The organism is Pantoea sp. DY-15 (assembly GCF_019795935.1).
GTDB classification, from domain to species: Bacteria; Pseudomonadota; Gammaproteobacteria; order Enterobacterales; family Enterobacteriaceae; genus Pantoea; species Pantoea leporis.
Genome location: NZ_JAIMIF010000001.1, coordinates 1,696,256 through 1,714,022 on the forward strand (window position 1 = coordinate 1,696,256; position 17,767 = coordinate 1,714,022).

The 17,767-nt window shown below is 54.5% G+C and carries 17 protein-coding genes; 3 read left to right on the top strand and 14 right to left on the bottom strand.

All coding sequences use genetic code 11. The features are described 5' to 3' along the window. Positions 1-257: 257 nt before the first annotated feature. The 13 genes from K5Y32_RS08285 to K5Y32_RS08345 all read right to left on the bottom strand — a co-directional run bounded on the left by K5Y32_RS08285 (position 258) and on the right by K5Y32_RS08345 (position 14,539). Positions 258-1,346 (bottom strand): acyltransferase family protein, encoded by a 1,089-nt coding sequence (locus tag K5Y32_RS08285; RefSeq protein WP_222182751.1) that lies wholly within the window; start codon positions 1,344-1,346, stop codon positions 258-260. A gap of 236 nt (positions 1,347-1,582) precedes the next feature. After that, positions 1,583-2,335: an L-cystine ABC transporter ATP-binding protein TcyN gene (gene tcyN / locus K5Y32_RS08290; protein WP_222182753.1), complete on the bottom strand. Its 753-nt coding sequence runs from the start codon at positions 2,333-2,335 to the stop codon at positions 1,583-1,585. Next, the gene (gene tcyL / locus K5Y32_RS08295) at positions 2,332-3,000 is read right to left on the bottom strand and encodes a cystine ABC transporter permease (protein ID WP_008105335.1); all 669 of its coding nucleotides are present in this window, start codon (positions 2,998-3,000) and stop codon (positions 2,332-2,334) included. Before tcyL ends, tcyN begins: the two co-directional genes overlap by 4 nt. Then, entirely contained in the window at positions 3,000-3,800 is an 801-nt protein-coding gene (gene tcyJ, locus K5Y32_RS08300; RefSeq protein ID WP_222182755.1) for a cystine ABC transporter substrate-binding protein, read from the bottom strand. The genes tcyL and tcyJ overlap by 1 nt, the downstream gene beginning before the upstream one ends. 105 nt (positions 3,801-3,905) lie before the next feature. Then, a complete protein-coding gene (locus K5Y32_RS08305) occupies positions 3,906-4,904 on the bottom strand; it encodes a D-cysteine desulfhydrase (protein WP_370635093.1) in 999 nt (332 codons plus the stop codon). A 119-nt stretch (positions 4,905-5,023) separates the two neighbouring features. Further along, positions 5,024-5,527: a flagella biosynthesis regulatory protein FliZ gene (gene fliZ, locus K5Y32_RS08310; RefSeq protein ID WP_007891377.1), complete on the bottom strand. Its 504-nt coding sequence runs from the start codon at positions 5,525-5,527 to the stop codon at positions 5,024-5,026. 51 nt (positions 5,528-5,578) lie between these two features. Further along, positions 5,579-6,301, bottom strand: a complete 723-nt coding sequence (locus tag K5Y32_RS08315) for an RNA polymerase sigma factor FliA (RefSeq protein WP_007891379.1) — start codon at positions 6,299-6,301, stop codon at positions 5,579-5,581. Between the two features lie 143 nt (positions 6,302-6,444). Beyond that, the gene (locus K5Y32_RS08320) at positions 6,445-7,413 is read right to left on the bottom strand and encodes an HNH endonuclease signature motif containing protein (RefSeq protein WP_101764045.1); all 969 of its coding nucleotides are present in this window, start codon (positions 7,411-7,413) and stop codon (positions 6,445-6,447) included. 211 nt (positions 7,414-7,624) lie between these two features. Further along, positions 7,625-9,016: a hexose-6-phosphate:phosphate antiporter gene (uhpT, locus tag K5Y32_RS08325; protein WP_110866402.1), complete on the bottom strand. Its 1,392-nt coding sequence runs from the start codon at positions 9,014-9,016 to the stop codon at positions 7,625-7,627. 137 nt (positions 9,017-9,153) lie between these two features. After that, positions 9,154-10,482, bottom strand: a complete 1,329-nt coding sequence (locus K5Y32_RS08330) for an MFS transporter (RefSeq protein ID WP_110866456.1) — start codon at positions 10,480-10,482, stop codon at positions 9,154-9,156. A gap of 8 nt (positions 10,483-10,490) precedes the next feature. Continuing rightward, the gene (gene uhpB / locus K5Y32_RS08335) at positions 10,491-11,987 is read right to left on the bottom strand and encodes a signal transduction histidine-protein kinase/phosphatase UhpB (protein WP_222182757.1); all 1,497 of its coding nucleotides are present in this window, start codon (positions 11,985-11,987) and stop codon (positions 10,491-10,493) included. After that, positions 11,987-12,577, bottom strand: a complete 591-nt coding sequence (gene uhpA, locus K5Y32_RS08340; RefSeq protein WP_222182759.1) for a transcriptional regulator UhpA — start codon at positions 12,575-12,577, stop codon at positions 11,987-11,989. Before uhpA ends, uhpB begins: the two co-directional genes overlap by 1 nt. Before the next feature lie 282 nt (positions 12,578-12,859). Continuing rightward, positions 12,860-14,539 carry a FliC/FljB family flagellin gene (locus K5Y32_RS08345; RefSeq protein ID WP_222182761.1) on the bottom strand — a complete coding sequence of 560 codons (1,680 nt, stop codon included), beginning with the start codon at positions 14,537-14,539 and terminating at the stop codon, positions 12,860-12,862. Between the two features lie 338 nt (positions 14,540-14,877). On the opposite strand from K5Y32_RS08345, the gene fliD reads away from it, so the two are divergent. Genes fliD through fliT form a run of 3 tightly spaced genes read left to right on the top strand, consistent with a single transcriptional unit; the run spans position 14,878 to position 17,075 of the window. Then, complete coding sequence (gene fliD, locus K5Y32_RS08350) at positions 14,878-16,302, top strand: flagellar filament capping protein FliD (protein ID WP_222182763.1); 1,425 nt, start codon at positions 14,878-14,880, stop codon at positions 16,300-16,302. Positions 16,303-16,314: 12 nt separating this feature from the next. Further along, a complete protein-coding gene (gene fliS, locus K5Y32_RS08355) occupies positions 16,315-16,722 on the top strand; it encodes a flagellar export chaperone FliS (RefSeq protein ID WP_008105355.1) in 408 nt (135 codons plus the stop codon). After that, a complete protein-coding gene (gene fliT / locus K5Y32_RS08360; protein WP_110866410.1) occupies positions 16,722-17,075 on the top strand; it encodes a flagella biosynthesis regulatory protein FliT in 354 nt (117 codons plus the stop codon). Before fliS ends, fliT begins: the two co-directional genes overlap by 1 nt. A gap of 128 nt (positions 17,076-17,203) precedes the next feature. On the opposite strand, the gene yedD is transcribed toward fliT, so the two are convergent. Beyond that, the gene (gene yedD / locus K5Y32_RS08365) at positions 17,204-17,671 is read right to left on the bottom strand and encodes a lipoprotein YedD (RefSeq protein WP_192233535.1); all 468 of its coding nucleotides are present in this window, start codon (positions 17,669-17,671) and stop codon (positions 17,204-17,206) included. Positions 17,672-17,767: the final 96 nt, after the last annotated feature.

A 17,767-nucleotide genomic window follows, 5' to 3' on the forward strand; every position in this document is an offset into this window, starting at 1 on the left:
TCTTAATTTGAGTCACTAAAAGAGGATTAAGTAAAATAAGTGTGATCGTTGTCGCGCAGGGAAATTAAGAACAATCCACCCTTTCTTATGCCAGATTAAATTCAAATTCTAAATGTGGATTTATTTAATGTGGCAAATGGATAAGCAGCGATATTAGCGTTGTGCTAAGCGATTTATTACCGCACATTCCGTAGCGGCGCGATTTATCGCGCAATGAATTGCGCCGCTACGGAATGTGCGGCGCGTGATCAACAAAGTTATTGCAGCGGTGCGCTTTTGCTTTCGAGCGCAGGTTTGCGCAGCAGGCGCGGATAGAGAAACAGCATGCGGCCCGGACCACGGTTAAGCAGCGTCCACAGCAGCAGCGAAATACTGGTACACAATGCAACGCCGGTAATCGGCATCAGCAGCGCCCATGCCCAGCTAAAGACGGTATTGTCAAACCAGCCATAATGCACCGCCAGCACAATCGCACTCAGCCCCAGCAGCTCAATAAAGATGCGGTGCAGCACGTAGATTTGCAGCGTGTTACGGCCAATCCAGTTAAGCCACGCCATATTGAAACGTTCATTGAGGAAGCGGCACAGCACAATGCCAAACACGATGGTCAGCAAGCTGTAGAACGGATTTTTATAGATGCCGCCAACATGATGCAGCATGCCAATCAGCGCAATGCCGCCCAGCATCAACCAGTGCTGGCGCTTCAATTCGCTCAACTCAATCAACGCCTGGCTGAAGAATACGCCGAGCAGGAAATAGAGATAGTTTTGCGCCACGCTGGCGGGTCCCCAGCCGGGAATAAGGCTGAACTGAGCCGCGTACGTAGCAACAATCGCCAGCGCCATTAAGGCCATCTTCTGTTTGTGGAACAGCTTGGTGAACAGGAAGAATCCTGCCAGCGCGTAGAGATACCACAGGCTGGTCATAGAGGTCATCAGCAGCTTAATGAACTCAAACGGCGTGTCGGCATAGGCTGCGTTTTTGGTGCTGGAGAGCCGTTCCCCGAGATGCGTAGAGATGTAATGAATGCTCAGCCACTGAATGACGCCCCACAGCAGGTAGAGATAGACGATGTTGCTGAACTTCTTGGTGAACACCTCTTTCCAGGTTTTTTTGGTGATTGAGCTGGCGGCCAGCAAACCGGAGACAAAGAAGAAAGCCGGCATGCGCAGCGGCGACAGATAGGTGTTAAACGCCACCCACCAGTGCGCCGGCAGCAGCCCAGCGGTGAGATGATGCAGCGAAGGCGCGAACGTGGTGATGATGGAGTGATGCAACACCACCATCAAAATGCAGCCCCCTTTGAGCGTGTTGATCCAGAGGACCTCTTTCCTGGCAGTTGTCATTGCTATGTCCTAATTGCGCCATGAATTTGTAAAGAATTATTTATATTTACAAAGATGTCTCAATCGGGACTTTCCTAATAAGAAATCGCCCTATTGTCTGTAGGATTTTAAGAATGATTTAGCATTAATATTCAGCACGTTACGATATCATGGTGATATAACTTTAGGAAAATACTGAGGGAGGAGAGACCAGAACATATAAGAAAAGCGTCGCCGTTATCAGGCGACGCTTGAGATTATTGGTTAAGAAACTTGTCAAGAAATTGCCGGGTACGTGCCTGCTGCGGATTACTTAACAGCTCTTTTGCCGCGCCCTGCTCCACGATGCGTCCCTGATCCATAAAGATGGCGCGATCCGCGACGTCGCGCGCAAAGCTCATCTCGTGGGTGACGATCACCATGGTGCGTTTCTCCTGCGCCAGCGCGCGAATGGTGTTGAGCACCTCGCCCACCAGCTCAGGATCTAGCGCCGAGGTCGGCTCATCAAACAGAATCACTTCCGGACGCATCGCCAGCGCGCGAGCAATCGCCACACGCTGCTGCTGTCCGCCGGAGAGACGACGTGGAAAACTCTCTTCCTTGCCGTGCAATCCCACTTTCTCCAGCAAACTGCGCGCACGCGCGATGGCTTCCGCCTTCGGCTCGCCCTTGACGATCACCGGCCCTTCAATGATGTTCTCCAGCACCGAGCGGTGCGGGAACAGATTGAAGTTTTGGAACACAAAGCCAACCTGCTGACGCAACTGGCGCACCAGCTGCTTCTGCTTGTTGAGGCCGAGCGCCGCATCAATGGCAATATCGCCAACTTTGATACGTCCGCTTTCCGGCACTTCCAGCAGATTGATACTGCGCAGCAGCGTGGTTTTACCGGAGCCGCTTGGCCCGATAATGGCCACCACTTCGCCTGGTGCCACGTCGAGATCGATGCCGTGCAGCACCGTCTGGCCGTGAAACTGCTTCACCAGCTGACGGACTTCAATTGCACTCATTTACCCTCCCGATCCTGTCGATTCACATGCGCTTCAAGGCGATTTTGCAACGCCGACAGCACGGTCGCCATCACCCAGTAAATCAGCGAGGCCGCCAGATACATGGTGAACACTTCCAGCGTCCGTGAGGTGATCAGCTGCGCCTGACGGAACAGCTCCGGCACCTGAATGGTGGCGGCCAGCGAGGTATCTTTCACCAGGCTGATAAAGCTGTTGCCCAGCGGCGGCAACGCGGTGCGCGCGGCCTGCGGCAGGATCACGCGACGCAGCGTTTGCCACGGCGTCATACCGATGCTGGCAGCGGCTTCCCACTGCCCGCGTTCAATCGAAGCAATCGCGCCACGCAGTGATTCAGAGGCGTAAGCAGCGGTGTTCAGCGACAGACCAATCATCGCCGACGGAATCGGATCCAGCTCGATACCAAACTGCGGCAGACCGTAATAGATCATAAACAGTTGGGCGATGAGTGGCGTGCCACGGAAAATCGACACGTAGATGCGCGCCAGCCAGTTGATCGGCCAGAAGTGCGACAAGCGCATTAGCGCCAGCACGAAGCCAAGTATCAGGCCGAAGAACATCCCGCCGATACTCAACTGCAGCGTGAACAGCGCGCCTTTCAGTAAAAATGGTGCTGAATCCAGCACCAGTTGTAAGCTTTCCTGCATTATTTAGTGACGTCCGCGCCAAACCATTTTTCAGACAGTTTGCTCAGAGAGCCATCTTTCTGCATGTCCGCGATGGCGGAGTCGATGGCTTTCAGCAGATCGTCGTTGCCTTTACGCAGCGACACGCCCGATTCCAGACGGGAGAAGGCCGGGCCCGCTACCGCCATGGTGTCGCCGGTTTTCTTCACCAGATCCAACGCCGCTAAGCGGTCCACCAGAATGGCGTCTAAACGGCCTGAACGCAGATCCTGATATTTGGTTGGGTCATCATCATAGGTACGCACATCGGCTTTCGGCACATTATCCTTCAGCCACTGCTCGTAGTTGGAGCCGAGACCGACGCCGACTTTCTTGCCGGCCAAATCGTCTGGCTTGGTGACGGTTGCTGCGTTTTTCTTCAGCGTCAGCGCCTGCACGCCAGAAATGGTGTACGGCGTAGAGAAGTCATACTTTTTCTTGCGCTCAGGGGAAATGGTGACCTGATTGATCACCACGTCAATGCGTTTGGAATCCAGCGACGCCAGCATGCCGTCCCATTTGGTCGGACGCAGATCGGCTTTCACGCCAAGGTGTTGAGCCAGCGCCTGCGCGAACTCTACTTCGAAGCCGGTCAGCTGGCCTTTTTCGTCCTGGAAGCTGAACGGCGGATAAGTGCCTTCCAGACCGACGCGCAGCTCGCCTTTACTCTTTACTTTTGCCAGCAAATCTTCTGCGGCGAAGGATTTAACGTTAACGCCCGCGACCAGCGCGACCGCCATCATGCCCATCACCATTTGGCGACGAATTGGAGAGAAAGTCATGTTTACCCCATTTATTGTGATGTGTTGTTGTGTGCTTTGTCAGGCCGCCCTCGACGGCGACCGTTTGAATAACCGCTGGATTATAAACCGTTTTTACGTTCTGTCTCAGACCGAAGGGTGATAAGCAAATAACGCCGGCGATCCACCGGTATGCACGAACAGCAGCGGACCTTCACGACGGAAGCGATTTTGCGCAATGCCATCGATTAATCCCGCCATCGCTTTGCCGGTGTAGACCGGATCGAGCATGATGCCTTCCAGCCGCGCCAGCAGCTTCACCGCCGCCATGCCCTCTTCGTTCGGCTCGCCGTAACGCGGTGCGAAGTAATCATCCCACAAGGTGATCGGCGCTTTGGCCTGCACCTCCAGCTGCTCTGCCAATGCGCTGCGAATGCGCTCCACCACCGGCAACTGCGCCTCAACTTTGCGCGACACGGTAACGCCAACTAGCTCGGTTTCGGGCAGCAGCTGTTCCAGACCAATCGCCAGGCCAGCATGCGTGCCAGCGCTGCCGGAAGCGACCACCACTGCGGCGAAATCCACCACGCCTTCGCTTTGATGCGCAATCTCCTGCGCGCACTCAACGTAGCCGAGCGCACCGAGCGCATTAGAGCCGCCAACCGGCACAATATACGGACGGAATCCCTGCGCTTCGAGGTGTTCGGCTTGGGCAGCCAGTTGTTCAGTGGGATTGTGCAGCGCATCGACCATGACGATTTCCACATCCATCAAATCAAGCATCAGGCGGTTGCCGTTGCTGAGGTAGTTTTCTGACGTGGTGCCAATCGGGTTTTCCAGCAGCGCCACGCACTTCAGGCCGAGCTTCGCCGCTACCGCTGCGGTTTGACGCACATGGTTAGATTGAATAGCGCCCGCCGTCAGCAGCACATCCGCGCCTTCGCGCAGCGCATCAGCGGCCAGGAATTCGAGTTTACGCAGTTTGTTACCGCCGAGGGCCACCGGCGTGAAGTCATCGCGCTTAATAAAGATATCGCGACCAAGATAGTCAGAAAGCCGGGGCAAGTGCTCAAGCGGCGTAGGTGCACCGAGTAATTCAAGACGGGGGAACTGGTGCAGAAGATGTAAGGACAATGCAGCCTCCATTCGGGCAATGTGCAGTTATCCATACAGTGTTGCAGAAGATGAGAAAAGTCGCACCCGGAATTCATCGCGTGCTGCCCTTGTTGCTGTCATGCTCGACAACAACAAGGGTGGGATCACCATCAGCCCTGCTGCCAGCCTAAAAACTGGTCATATTTACGCAGTGCGATGCGGTAATTGTTATTGCCCGCATCAGGCAGATCGTTCTCCAGACATTCATGCCAGCTATTGCCCCGTAAACGATCGGCCGGGAAATTTTTCGCCTTCAGCATGTCATCAAGCCGACGCAAACGTACCACATACTCACGTATGGTACTGTGGCTCATCTCGGTCTGCTCAAACAGGTATTGCTTAAACGCCATAATGTCGAAGTAATTCGGATGGGTATTACAAAATATATCGCTGCAGAAACGACACAAGGCGGTCAATTCTGGCTGGAGTTTCATCCACACCTGATCGTCAATCATTTGGTCCATGCGTGCGATGGCCTCTTTATTGATGATCTGGCCGCGAAAGACTAACGCCATACGATCTAAAACTTTGCCACAGTGTGAACAATTGCTTTGGCTGTGCTTATAGTCTTTAAGATAGCGACTTAACGGTCTGGCTTTAACTTTGGCTCCCATTGCTGAGTCCCCGGTTTTATTGTTTTTTTCGATCGCCAGGAACTGAGTCTGTTAGCGCGCCCCCGATAATCGGGCACGCAGGCGTTTGATCGCCTGACTGTGCAGTTGACTGACGCGGGATTCCCCCACTTCCAGCACCGCGCCAATCTCCTTCAGGTTCAGTTCTTCCTGGTAGTACAGTGTGAGCACGAGTTTTTCACGTTCAGGCAAGGCCTCAATCGCTTCAATCACGCGGTCACGTAGGTTTCCTTCCAACAACTGATGAAGCGGGTTGGCTTCCTCATGCCCCTCCGTCACCAGCTCCGCACTGTCGCCGTGTTCTTCCCGATACTCGTCGTAGGAGAAGAGTTGGCTGTTGTTGGTATCGAGCAGAATCTGCCGATACTCCTCCAGCGAAACATTCAGTCGCTCAGCCACTTCCTGTTCAGTAGCCGAGCGCCCCAACGCTTGTTCTACCTGATGCATGGCACCTGCTACTTCGCGCGCATTTCTGCGTACGCTGCGTGGTGCCCAGTCGCGACTGCGCAGCTCATCCAGCATTGCTCCCCGGATACGCTGCACGGCGTAGGTAGTAAAGGCGGTGCCCTGTAGCGCATCGTAGCGCTCCACGGCATTTAATAAGCCAATGCCACCGGCCTGCAGCAGATCGTCAAGCTCAACGCTGGCTGGCAAACGTACCTGCAGGCGCAGCGCTTCGTGCCGCACCAGAGGAACGTAGCGCTGCCAGAGCGAATGTTTATCCATCACGCCATCGGCGGTATAGAGATCGTTCACGTTGACTACCCTGCGTTAGTAAAGTTATCGGCATGATTATCCAATTCTGTAGGGGTTTTGATTGGCAGAATAGGCGGGCAAAAGCGAGGTTATTTCAAATTTGTTATGGATGGCGGTGGATCGCACCGCCATCCGCGCGGGCGTTAGCGCAAATTACGCAGTCTTTCCCGCGTGCCAGGCGGCACCGCGTCCCATAATGCGCAAACTTTGCCCTCAAGTGCCTGATAAAAAGGGGTAATCAACGCTTCAGTTTCCAGCGCAGGATTAAACAGCACCTGACCGGTTTCCGCGTTGATGCTTATCATTTTGTTGATAAACAACCGCTGCAGGTCGCTACGCAGGAATAAGCCGTTATCGGCGCTATTATCCGCCAGAAAGCCCTCTTCGTTCTCTTGCGTGTCGATGTAGCAGGCTTCGACCCACGGCCAGCTGTGACGTTCGGTCAGCTGCGTGCCGGTGATAATGCAGGCGCCGTAGCGCGCTTTTACCGCCGAGGTAAACTCCGCCTGGCTGGAGCGCTGCAGCACTTTGGCTTTCACGCGGCGTCCAACTTCGGTGCCGGGCATCACGCCGCTCGGCACTTTGTATTGCGGCGTGCTCAACACCACCAGAAACTGGATTTTGCGCGACAGCGGGAAGCACGGATGCGCCTGCGCATCGAACAGCTGCCAATACTCATCCTCTTCGGTCTGCCGCATCAGCACCAGCTTAAAGCCCCGGCTGTTGAGCAGATTCTGCGCCGCTGCCGAATTGGGATCGAGCATGGCAAACACCTGGGTTTCGCCGACCACTTTCCAGCGCCCTTCTTTGCGCGCTTCGTCGTTGCGCCGGAAGTAGAGAAACGCCTGCTGGTTTTTCAGGTAGTGCTCAAAGCGACGCAGATAATTTTTGCGCTCGTTGTCGTCCGAGACAAACAGCAGATCCTCGATCGGGCTATTGATCTCCTCCTGCGCGAACAGCGCGCGGATCACCAAATTGCGAAAGCTGGTCGACGGGCTCAGCAACCCGCGTGCGGTAAGCTCTTTCTCGTCGGGATGCTGCTGCGTGTAGCGCAGGGCAATCTCTTCGAAAGTCAGTAGCTCACCCGGTAACAAGTCATAATTGAAGCGCATAGACACCCCAGAAACGGAAAAATGTGGTTCAAAAATTGGAATGATTCTGAGGGGAGTTATCGGCAATCTGGGCGAGGACTGTAACAAGGTGGTTACTTTTCTGAGGAAGTAGTGCAGCAGCTAAAATCGTCCATTCCCCTGCGTATGAATTTGTTTTAGGTCAGCAGGATTTATCGTCCGAAAAAGCCCCGGTGAAAACCGGGGCTAAACATCATGCTGCTTTCAACCGTTGCAGACGCTTTTCACGGCGAATCTTACGCTCTTCAAACACCGCCACCATCGCCATTAAGGCGATACAGCCGATCGCGGCGGCATCCAGCGCCGCAAAGGTCCCGGCCCAACCGGTTAAGCCAAAGATGGGCGTGCCATCGGCGATCATTCCCAAGCCTAACTTGGCGAAGCTGTCACCAATCAGGTAAGCAAAGGTGCCTTTGATGCCATCGGCGGCGCCAATGGCTTTTTTCGGCACAAAGCCGACGGCGGCAACGCCAATTAACAGCTGCGGACCAAACACCAGAAAGCCCAGAGCAAACAGCGACGCCAGATAAACATACTGATTGCTGGCATGTTGATAGATACCAAGCGTGGCGATAATCAACGCCAGCGCCACGCATGCCACCAGCGCACGACGACCATTCGCCAGATCCGACAACCAGCCCCACAGCAGCGTGCCGACTAACGCACCGACTTCAAACAGCGTGAAGCCCTGAATCGCCACCTCTTTCGACAGTTTTAATTCCTGGAAGGCATAGACCGTCGACCACTGATCGATACCAATGCGCACCACGTACAGGAAGATGTTGGCGAAGCACAGCAGCCAAATCACTTTGTTTTTCAGCACGTACTCGACAAAGATCTGCCATTTGGTCATCGCCTGATCTTCGGTCTCTTTGTCCTCTTCGCTGATCTCTTCGCCAAACAGTTCCTCGGCTTTACCCAGACCGTAAGATTCGGGTGAATCGCTACCGTAGCGCAGACCGATAAAACCGACCACCAGCGCGATCAGTGACGGGAACACAAACATGCCGACCACGTGCCCATCGAACAGGTAATTGGCACCAAACAGCGCCACACCCGCTGCACCTGCGCCGCCCAGGTTGTGCGAAATATTCCACATCCCCAGATAGCTGCCGCGTTTACGCCGCGGCGTCCATTTGGTGATGGTGGAATAACTACAGGAGCCGCCGGTACTTTGGAAGAAGCCGCTCAGCGCATAAAACGCGATCATCAGGAACAAACTCACCGAGCCCGCGCCCATGCTGGCGCTGAAGCCCAGCATGCAGATGGCCGAGAGGATCAGCATAAACGGCAGGAACTGCTTGGTATTTTTCCCATCGGCGTAATAGGAGACCAGCGTTTTACCGACGCCGTAGGTGATGGAGAAGCCGAGGCCAATCATCCCCAGCTGCGTCATGCTGAGTCCGTAGGTGGTGATCATGTCGTTCTGCGCAATGTTGAAATTTTTGCGGATCAGATACATGGTCAGGTAGCCGATAAAGACCACCAGATAGGACTGCATAAAGGGTTTGAACCACATCTTGCGCCGCTCTTCGAGCGACAAATTCAGGGTCGGCTTGCGCACCTGATTTAAGAAAGCCAGCATGGAGTGCTCCTGATTAATGACCTGCGTGATGGCAGGCATTGTAAAAATCAGCAGCGGTTTCGGCCTGAGACAACCGCCCGGCGCAACCGGGAAAATTTCTTAGTTTTGTCGATGTAAGGGTAAAAAGCGGGGATGCATCACACTTCCTCGCGCTGGCGCGGCGTTTGAGCATGCAGGAATGGCAACAGCAGCAAGGCCGAAATGCCCGCCGCGCAGGCGATGACCGCAAAGAAACCGTTCCAGTGCCAGACATCGATCACCCGCGCCAGCGGCCAGCCGGAGAGCGATGCGCCCAGATAGGCAAACAGGCCAACAAAGCCGGTCGCCGCGCCCGCCGCGTCTTTATGCGAACACTCCGCCGCCGCCATGCCAATCAACATCTGCGGCCCGAAGACAAAAAAGCCGATGGTAAAGAAACACGCAGCCTGCATCACGTAGCTGGCAAAGGGCATCAGCCACAGCGATCCCACTGACAGCAAAATGCCGGCGGCAAAGATCAGGTTCATCGGGCCACGATTGCCGTTGAACAATTTATCCGATCCCCATCCCGCCACTAACGCGCCACCGAAGCCACCGAGTTCAAACATGGTCACCGCCGAGTTGGCCGTCACCAGATTGACGCCCAGCGTCTCGGACATATAGAGATTGCCCCAGTCGTTAATCGCGGCACGCACCACGTAAACCAGCACGTAACACAGCGACAGCAGCCAGATGTAAGGGTTGAGCAGCACATATTTGGCAAGGATCTGTTTGTGACTCAGCCCCGCGCCCTCTTGCTGCTGGGCGATCTCCAGCGCATCGTGGCGCCAGTCACCGACCGGTGGTAAACCCACGGTTTGCGGGCGATCGCGCAGGCGCCAGCAGAGAAAAATACCAGCGACGATCGCCAGTCCGCCTGCGATCATCATGCCAGCGCGCCAGCCATAGTGCAGCGCGGCGGCACCCACGATCATCGGGATCAGCGCACCGCCAACGTTTTGTGCTGTGTTCCACAGCGCCCACCAGCCGCCGCGTTCGGTGCGGGAAAACCAGCTGGTCAGCAGACGCGCACAGACCGGCGATCCCCATCCCTGGAAAAAGGCATTTAACACCCACAACACGGCGAAAGCCCACAGCGATGTGGAGAAGCCAAACAGAATATTTACCACGCCTGTCGCTATCAGCCCGATGCCCATGAAGTAGCGCGCGTTAGAGCGGTCACTGACGATGCCAGAGAAAAACTTCGACAGGCCGTAAGTGATGTAAAACAGCGTCGCCAGCAGGCCGATATCCGTGCGCGTCATCACGCCCGCCGCCAGAATTTCCGGCGACGCGGCGTTGAAGCTTTTACGGGTGAAATAGAACAGCGCATAGCCGAGCCAGATGGTGATCATGATATGGCGCCGCCAGTAGCGATAGCGCGCATCAATGGTCGCTTTATCGCTGATCGGCTGCGCGCTGGCCGGTGCTTTGAGAAATCTAAACAACATATTGCTTATCCCTTGCGCAGCGGTAACGTGACGCTAACGCGCGTGCCGTGGGTACAGGAGATCCCCAGCGAGCCGCCGAGTGCCGTCACGCGTTCGCGCATGCCGGCAAGGCCAAAACCGTGCTGCGGGGAACCCAGCGGTAAGCCGCAGCCGTCGTCTTCGATCACCAGCTGCAACCGCTCGTCCTGCAATGTGCCTTGCAGCGTCACCGCACGGGCGCTGGCGTGTTTCACCACGTTATTGAGTCCTTCCTGACAAACGCGAAACAGCGTGACGCGCTGCGCTTCACTCAGTCGCGCTTCATCAATCTGCCAGTCGAGATGGCTGATGATGCCGTGCCCTTCCAGCTCCATTTCCCGCATCAGCGAACGGATTGCCTGCTCGAGCGAAAGATCGTCCAACTGGCGCGGACGCAAGCGCCCCAGCAAACGGCGCACCGAATCGTAAATGCCCAGTGATAGCTGCTCAATCAACATGCCGCTCTGCTTCACGCCACTTTCCGGACTGATGCGCTGCATGATCCCGGCCTGGGTGCGAATCGCGGTGATGGTCTGGCCGATATCATCGTGCAGCTCGCGCGCCACTTCGCGCCTGACGCTCTCTTCGGTCTCCAGCAGGCGCTCCGTCAGACGGCGATTGCGCACCAATTCGGTTTGCAGCGACTGATTGAGTTCACGTAAACGCTGAATACCCGCGCCGAGCAGCAGCCCGGTCAGGCTTTGCGCCAGCAGGGAGAGCAGCAGATCGACCGCGTGATCGTGCCAGGTCTGGCTGGCGATCAGCGCGATGGCGTTCATCAATGTGGCGATCAGCGCGCCCTGCCAGCCGTAATGCCACGCCAGCGCAATAATCGGCAACGCCAGACAAAACGGTGTGAAGCGCGACAGCTCTGCAGGCAGACCCAGCTGCAACCACAGGCTGACCATAAACAGCAGCACATAACCAAACAGATGGCGCACGCGCCAGTTAACCGGCTGTCCGATCAGTGAAGGGCCAAGCGGCTGCCAGCGGGTGCTGGTGAGGTAGTGCCAGATCACCAAACAGGTTGGTGCCACGGTCAGTGCGCCGGTGAGCGTGAGCAGCACCGCATTCAGTGCGGCGGGTTCTGCGATCCACGGCAACGCCTGCAGCAGCGCCGCACATACCATCGCACCGCCCTGCCACAGCAAGGTGTGCCAGTCTCGTTGATGACGATAACGGGAGATCAGCGCCACCGGCAGCAGCGTCAGCACGCTACCCAGCATCAGCAGCGGCAGATGCGCCAGCGCTACTTCGCGCGACAGCCAATAAAGCAGCAACCCCTCGGCACCGAGCAGCACCGGCCAATAGGCACGCGGGCACTGCAACATCAGTCCAAGGCGCAGGCCAAAGGGAAACAGCAACACCGCCAGCTCAGGACGATCCGCCAGATGCAGGCTGATGCTCCACAGGCAAAACCACGCGGCAGAGAAGATACAAAAACTGGCGATGACGGCAATCAGCCGTGAAAAGAGTGGCTGCATTACCAGCCATCAAACATGCGGCGCGCCAGTTCAACGTCATTACTGACGTTGAGCTTTTCCAGCAAATTGGCGCGATGAACGTGGACGGTTTTTGGCGACAGGCCCAGTTCGGCCGCGATCTCTTTCACCGCTAAACCTTGCGCCAGTTTTTCCGCCACCTGGCGTTCGCGTTTGGTGAGCGGATCCTGACGTCCGGAGGCGAGCTTCATAGCAATATCGGGCGTCAGATAGCAGCCGCCTTTGGCCACGGTATGCACCGCCGCGATCAGTTCATCGGGGCTGCAACGTTTAGAGAGGAACCCGCGCGCGCCCGCATTGAGCGCCTGCTCCACCAGCGCCGGACTGTCGTGCACCGACAGCATGATGGTCGCCATGCCTTTCGGCAATTGGCTCAATAACTCGAGCCCGGAAATATCCGGCATCGAGATATCGCAGATGCACACTTGTACGCCGCGCCCCGGCAACTGGTTGAGCGCTTCCCGCCCGGAACCGCATTCGGCAACAACCTGAAAATTCGGTTCCAGCCCGAGTAATTGGGCAAAACCCGAACGGACGATCATATGGTCGTCGATGAGCGCAATGGTGGTCATGAGGTTTCCTGGCGGCGAAAAAACGCGCTTACCTTAGCGATAAGCGGGGGAAGCTTCAAGGGGATTGGGTTGAGGTGACGGGTTTGGGTTTGTGCAATGACGTATCGGTCGCCATAAATGGCGCCCCTACCCAGTTTTGTAGGGTCGCCATTTATGGTGACCGACTTGTATCACTTGCAGTATTTACCGACGAATTATGAGCAATTACCTGCATATTGATAATATGCAGGTATAAAAAAACCCCGCCGAAGCGGGGTTTGATAAGCTAGGAGCTTAGAGCGATTAGCCCTGCAGCAGAGACAGAACCTGCTGTGGAACCTGGTTAGCTTTCGCCAACACTGAGTTACCCGCCTGCTGGATGATCTGTGCTTTAGACATGTTTGAAACTTCAGTGGCGTAGTCAGCATCCTGAATACGAGACTGTGCTTCAGACAGGTTAGTGGTGGTGTTGTTCAGGTTAGTCACCGCTGAATCCAGACGGTTCTGAATCGCACCCAGGCTTGAACGGAACTTATCGATGCTGCTGATAGCTGAGTCCAGAGCGGCCAGTGGATCTGTAGTAACAGTACCAGCACTAGTAGTATCAGTAGTCAGTTTACCTGAAGCACTTACGTATGCCTGTGCACCTACGTTAGCAGCATATTTACCAGTGCCAGTACCGCCAGTAACAGTAACTGCACCAGTATCGGCATCCGCTTTATATGTGGTGTTGTAAGTTGAAGTTTTAGTCAGCTCGTTATCACCATCAACATAAGTATCAGTCGAGTTAGCTCCAGTAAATGTTGCTGTGTAGGTCAGAGCTTCTTTATTAAATTTAATGGTAACATCATCTGTTGTAGCATCTGCTTTAACATTTGCTAACAGTGCATCTGATGCAACAGTGTCATTGTACTTAACGCCACCACCACTGCCAGCGAAGCTGTACTTCTTGCCATCGAAATCAACTGTAGCAGCGCCGCCAGTATTAGTATCTGCGGAAGTAAACAGATCACTCATTTTAGCACCGGTAGTGCTACCAGTCGGGTTGTTAGTTGTTAATGCGCCAGCTGATAAATAAGCAGTTTGTCCACCAATAGTGATATTACCACTTGCATCAGTTTCGAAATCTACTTTACCTGTGGTGGATGTAAATGTACCAGTTTTTGTCTGGCCCGCATCTGCTTTCAAACCAGCACCGATTGCGGTAGTTGCAGCACCAGTTGCTACAGTTACTTGAGTAGTGAAGTTTTTGTTAGCTGCATCATAGGTATACGAACCTTTATTAGCGCCAGTAGCAATTGTAACTACATCACCATCGCTCAGTTTTGAGAATGCATTATCTGCGGTCAAAGCATCAAAGTTAGTTGCGACTGTATAAACGCCACCAGCTAAGGTGCCTTTAGCAGCAACTAGATCGCTCACAGTCGCAGCTTTGTTCGCAATGGTACCTGAACCATTTACGTTGAAACCGTTCAGACCCAGAGTTTTAGAGTCAATCTGCTTTAAGTCAATGTTGATGGTCTGGCCATCGTTCGCGCCAACCTGAATTTTCAGGGTGCCGTCTTTAGACAGTACGTTCACGCCGTTGAACTGAGTCTGACCTGATACGCGGTCAATTTCGTCCAGACGTGATTTGATTTCGTCCTGAATTGAGTCCAGGTCAGACTGGCTGTTGGTGCCGTTCTGAGACTGTACGGTCAGTTCACGAACACGTTGTAAGTTGTTGTTGATTTCTGACAGCGCGCCTTCAGTAGTCTGCGCAGCAGAGATACCGTCGTTGGCGTTACGCGCAGCCTGAGTCAGGCCGGTGATGTTAGACTGGAAGCGGTTAGCAATTGCCTGGCCCGCTGCGTCATCTTTAGCGCTGTTAATACGAAGACCAGAAGACAGACGCTCGATAGAAGTAGACAGAGCAGACTGGTTCTTGTTGATGTTGTTCTGAGTGATCAGCGAGAGGCTGTTGGTATTAATGACTTGGGCCATGATAATTATTCCTGTTAATCAAGTCTTTCGGTTAAGGTGTGGGCTTCAACCCGCCGGCTTCAGCGCCGTCAATGTTGTTATCGTCTGCCCTTAAACAACCTTTAGATTTTTTTTAGGACCAGGTGAAAATTTTTCCCTTCAACCTGTCACGCTTATCTTTATCGCCCTACCCGAAGAGTTCTTTAGACTAACTTGATCATTTTTCTAGCCTCCGAAATACCCTTCTCTATATACGCTATTCGCTTTATTACCTGCTGGTAAATAATTCTAAACTTTGCCCATAAAGAGCCGATAACCCGCGGTATTGATTCTCCGTGTCGACATAGAAAGGAAACAACATGACCACCATTTCTACCCTCGGTATCGGTTCAGGCCTCGATTTAAGTACCATCCTGGATAACTTGAGTACGGCTGAGAAAGCGTCTTTAACGCCTATCTCTAATCAGCAGACGGCTTATACCGCGAAGCTGAGCGCTTACGGCACCTTGTCGAGCGCGTTAACCACCTTCCAAACCGCCAACACGGCATTAAACAGCGCGGATTTGTTCACCGCAACCAGCGCAGCCAGCAGCACCACTGCGTTCAGCGCCACCACGTCTGGCAGCACCATCGCCGGGAAATACAGCATTAGTGTGACGCAGCTGGCGCAGGCACAGACGCTAACTTCGGGCGTACAAACCAGCAACACCACTGCGCTGGGCAGCTCGGATGCCAGCCGCACGCTGTCGATCAAACTGGCCGACGGCACCAGTAAAGACATTACGCTGACCAGTGCACAAACCTCATTAACCGGCATGCGTGACGCGATTAACGGTGCCAATGCCGGTGTCAGCGCCAGTATTATCAAAACCGGTGATGGCGCTTATCGTCTGTCGCTGACCGCGTCGAAAACCGGTGAGGCTAATGCGGTTTCTTCAGTGACCGTGACTGGCGATGACACACTGCAAGGCATTGTCGGCTTTGATTCCACCAAAACTGATGCCGATAATCCGCTGGATGTCAGCGTCGCCGCACAAGATGCCGAGTTAACGGTCAATAACGTCGCCATCACCAGCAGCACCAACACCATTAGCGATGCGCTGGAAGGGATTACGCTGAATCTGAATGATGTCACCAGCGGTAATCAGACGTTGACCATCACGCAAGATACCTCTAAAGCCTCCACCGCAATTTCCAACTTTGTGGATGCCTACAACAATCTGCTGGATCAGTTCACCAGCCTGACTAAATATACCGCTGTGGATGTCGGCTCAGATACACAAGATTCCAGCAACGGTGCGCTAGTTGGCGATAGCACGCTGCGCGGCATTCAAACCCAGATTAAAAGCTTACTGACTAACACGGCCAGCTCTTCAACCTACAAAACGCTGGCGCAAATCGGTATCACCACCGACCCAACCACCGGTGAGTTGTCGCTGGATTCCGACAAGCTGAAAACCGAGCTGACCAAAGATCCTGCCGGCGTGAAAGAGATGATTGTGGGTGACGGTAAAACTACCGGTATCACCACCAAACTGGCGACTAACCTGACCAGTTGGCTCTCATCAACCGGCAGCATTCAGTCAGCGAAAGATGGCGTCAGCAAGACGCTGAATAATCTGACCGAGCAGTACAACAACATGAACACGCGTATTAACGCCCTGATTGCGCGTTATAAAACGCAGTTCACACAACTCGACGTCACCATGAGCTCGCTGAACAGCACCAGCGATTACCTGACACAGCAGTTCGAAAGCATGACCTCGAGCAGCAGTTCTAAATAATTAGGAGTGACCATGTACAGCGCTACAGGCACACAAGCCTATGCAAAAATCGGGGTGGAGAGCTCAGTGATGAGCGCCAATCAACAGCAGCTGATTACCTTGCTGTTTGACGGTGCGATCAGCGCACTGGTCCGCGCCCGCCTGTTTATGCAGGACAACAATATCCAGGGAAAAGGTAACTCGATTTCCAAGGCCATTAACATCATCGAGGGCGGACTCAAGCAGGGCCTCGATGAGCAATCAGGCGATGACCTGACCGACAACCTGTTAGGACTCTACTCCTACATGGTTCGCCGTCTGGTTCAGGCTAATCTGCGAAATGATGTCGAAGCCCTCGAAGAAGTTGAAGGTCTTCTGCGCAATATCGCTGATGCCTGGAAAGAAGTCGTACAACCTCAACACCTTCAGGACGCCGTTTAATGAATATTGCACCGCCACTGATTACCGTTTACCAACAGTTACTCGACCTCAGCCACGGAATGCTGCGTTTGGCAGCAGACGGCGAATGGGATGATTTGATTACCAAGGAAGTGGACTATGTCAGTGCGGTGCAAAGACTGGCGCAAACAACCGCAGCCGCCGCACCGTCGCGCCAGCTGCAAGAGCAGCTGCGTCCGGTGTTACGCCATATTCTCGATAATGAGAGCGAAGTGAAACGTCTGCTGCAGTTGCGTATGGACGAATTGACGCAGCTGGTGGGCCAGTCATCGATGCAGAAATCGGTGATGAGCGCGTATGGTAAGCAAGGTAGTGTGTATTTGCCGCAGGGTTAGATTTAGGACTCTGCGCGCTGATGCCCTCACCCCGGCCCTCTCCCACAGGGAGAGGGTGATGCTGCAATATGCCAGATGAGCTCAACCGGTTCCCTCTCCCACTGGGAGAGGGTTAGGGTGAGGGAAAATTACTTCTGCGTCGCCGCCGAAACCGGGCGCATAATCTCTGGCTCGATATCCTGAATCACCGCCTCATTCGGACGCTTCGCCACTTCTTCCAGCGCCTGCTGGCACTCAACGGTTGGGCGATCCACTTTACGCAGTCTCAATCCATCGTAACGCAGCTCACCGTTCTCCAGCACCAGCGGCATCACGCGCACCTGACGCGTCACGTTAACCCAGTCATCGCCCAGACGCGTTAATTTGCCCGGTTTGGCAATCACGCGCTGCCACTGACGGCAATCCAGCGTGTCGCCCTCGGCACCAATAATCAGGCTGCCCATCGCTTGCTTGCTGATCAGCTTGCTTTGCGGCCCTACAGTTTGCCAGTTGCCCTGCAGCTCCAGCGGTGCCGGGGTTTTCACCGCCTGGTCATAATTGCTGATCTGCGCACAGCCACTCAGCGCCAGCGCGGCCACTATCATCCACTTTTTCATTCTCGGTCCCTACACTCGCATCAATGGCGGCTACGTTATAATTTTTCCCGCAGGTTGCGCAAGGTATCTACTGCGCGCCGCATGATTTTCCTCAAG

Bases quoted from the DNA above. Each gene is read 5' to 3' on its own strand.
- uhpA (WP_222182759.1), bottom strand. From the start codon at position 12,577: ATGACCACCATTGCGCTCATCGACGACCATATGATCGTCCGTTCGGGT.
- K5Y32_RS08305 (WP_370635093.1), bottom strand. From the start codon at position 4,904: ATGGAGGCTGCATTGTCCTTACATCTTCTGCACCAGTTCCCCCGTCTT.
- K5Y32_RS08320 (WP_101764045.1), bottom strand. From the start codon at position 7,413: ATGCGCTTCAATTATGACTTGTTACCGGGTGAGCTACTGACTTTCGAA.
- fliT (WP_110866410.1), top strand. From the start codon at position 16,722: ATGAATATTGCACCGCCACTGATTACCGTTTACCAACAGTTACTCGAC.
- fliZ (WP_007891377.1), bottom strand. From the start codon at position 5,527: ATGGGAGCCAAAGTTAAAGCCAGACCGTTAAGTCGCTATCTTAAAGAC.
- tcyJ (WP_222182755.1), bottom strand. From the start codon at position 3,800: ATGACTTTCTCTCCAATTCGTCGCCAAATGGTGATGGGCATGATGGCG.
- K5Y32_RS08345 (WP_222182761.1), bottom strand. From the start codon at position 14,539: ATGGCCCAAGTCATTAATACCAACAGCCTCTCGCTGATCACTCAGAAC.
- tcyL (WP_008105335.1), bottom strand. From the start codon at position 3,000: ATGCAGGAAAGCTTACAACTGGTGCTGGATTCAGCACCATTTTTACTG.
- uhpT (WP_110866402.1), bottom strand. From the start codon at position 9,016: ATGCTGGCTTTCTTAAATCAGGTGCGCAAGCCGACCCTGAATTTGTCG.
- tcyN (WP_222182753.1), bottom strand. From the start codon at position 2,335: ATGAGTGCAATTGAAGTCCGTCAGCTGGTGAAGCAGTTTCACGGCCAG.
- fliS (WP_008105355.1), top strand. From the start codon at position 16,315: ATGTACAGCGCTACAGGCACACAAGCCTATGCAAAAATCGGGGTGGAG.
- uhpB (WP_222182757.1), bottom strand. From the start codon at position 11,987: ATGCAGCCACTCTTTTCACGGCTGATTGCCGTCATCGCCAGTTTTTGT.
- K5Y32_RS08285 (WP_222182751.1), bottom strand. From the start codon at position 1,346: ATGACAACTGCCAGGAAAGAGGTCCTCTGGATCAACACGCTCAAAGGG.
- fliD (WP_222182763.1), top strand. From the start codon at position 14,878: ATGACCACCATTTCTACCCTCGGTATCGGTTCAGGCCTCGATTTAAGT.
- yedD (WP_192233535.1), bottom strand. From the start codon at position 17,671: ATGAAAAAGTGGATGATAGTGGCCGCGCTGGCGCTGAGTGGCTGTGCG.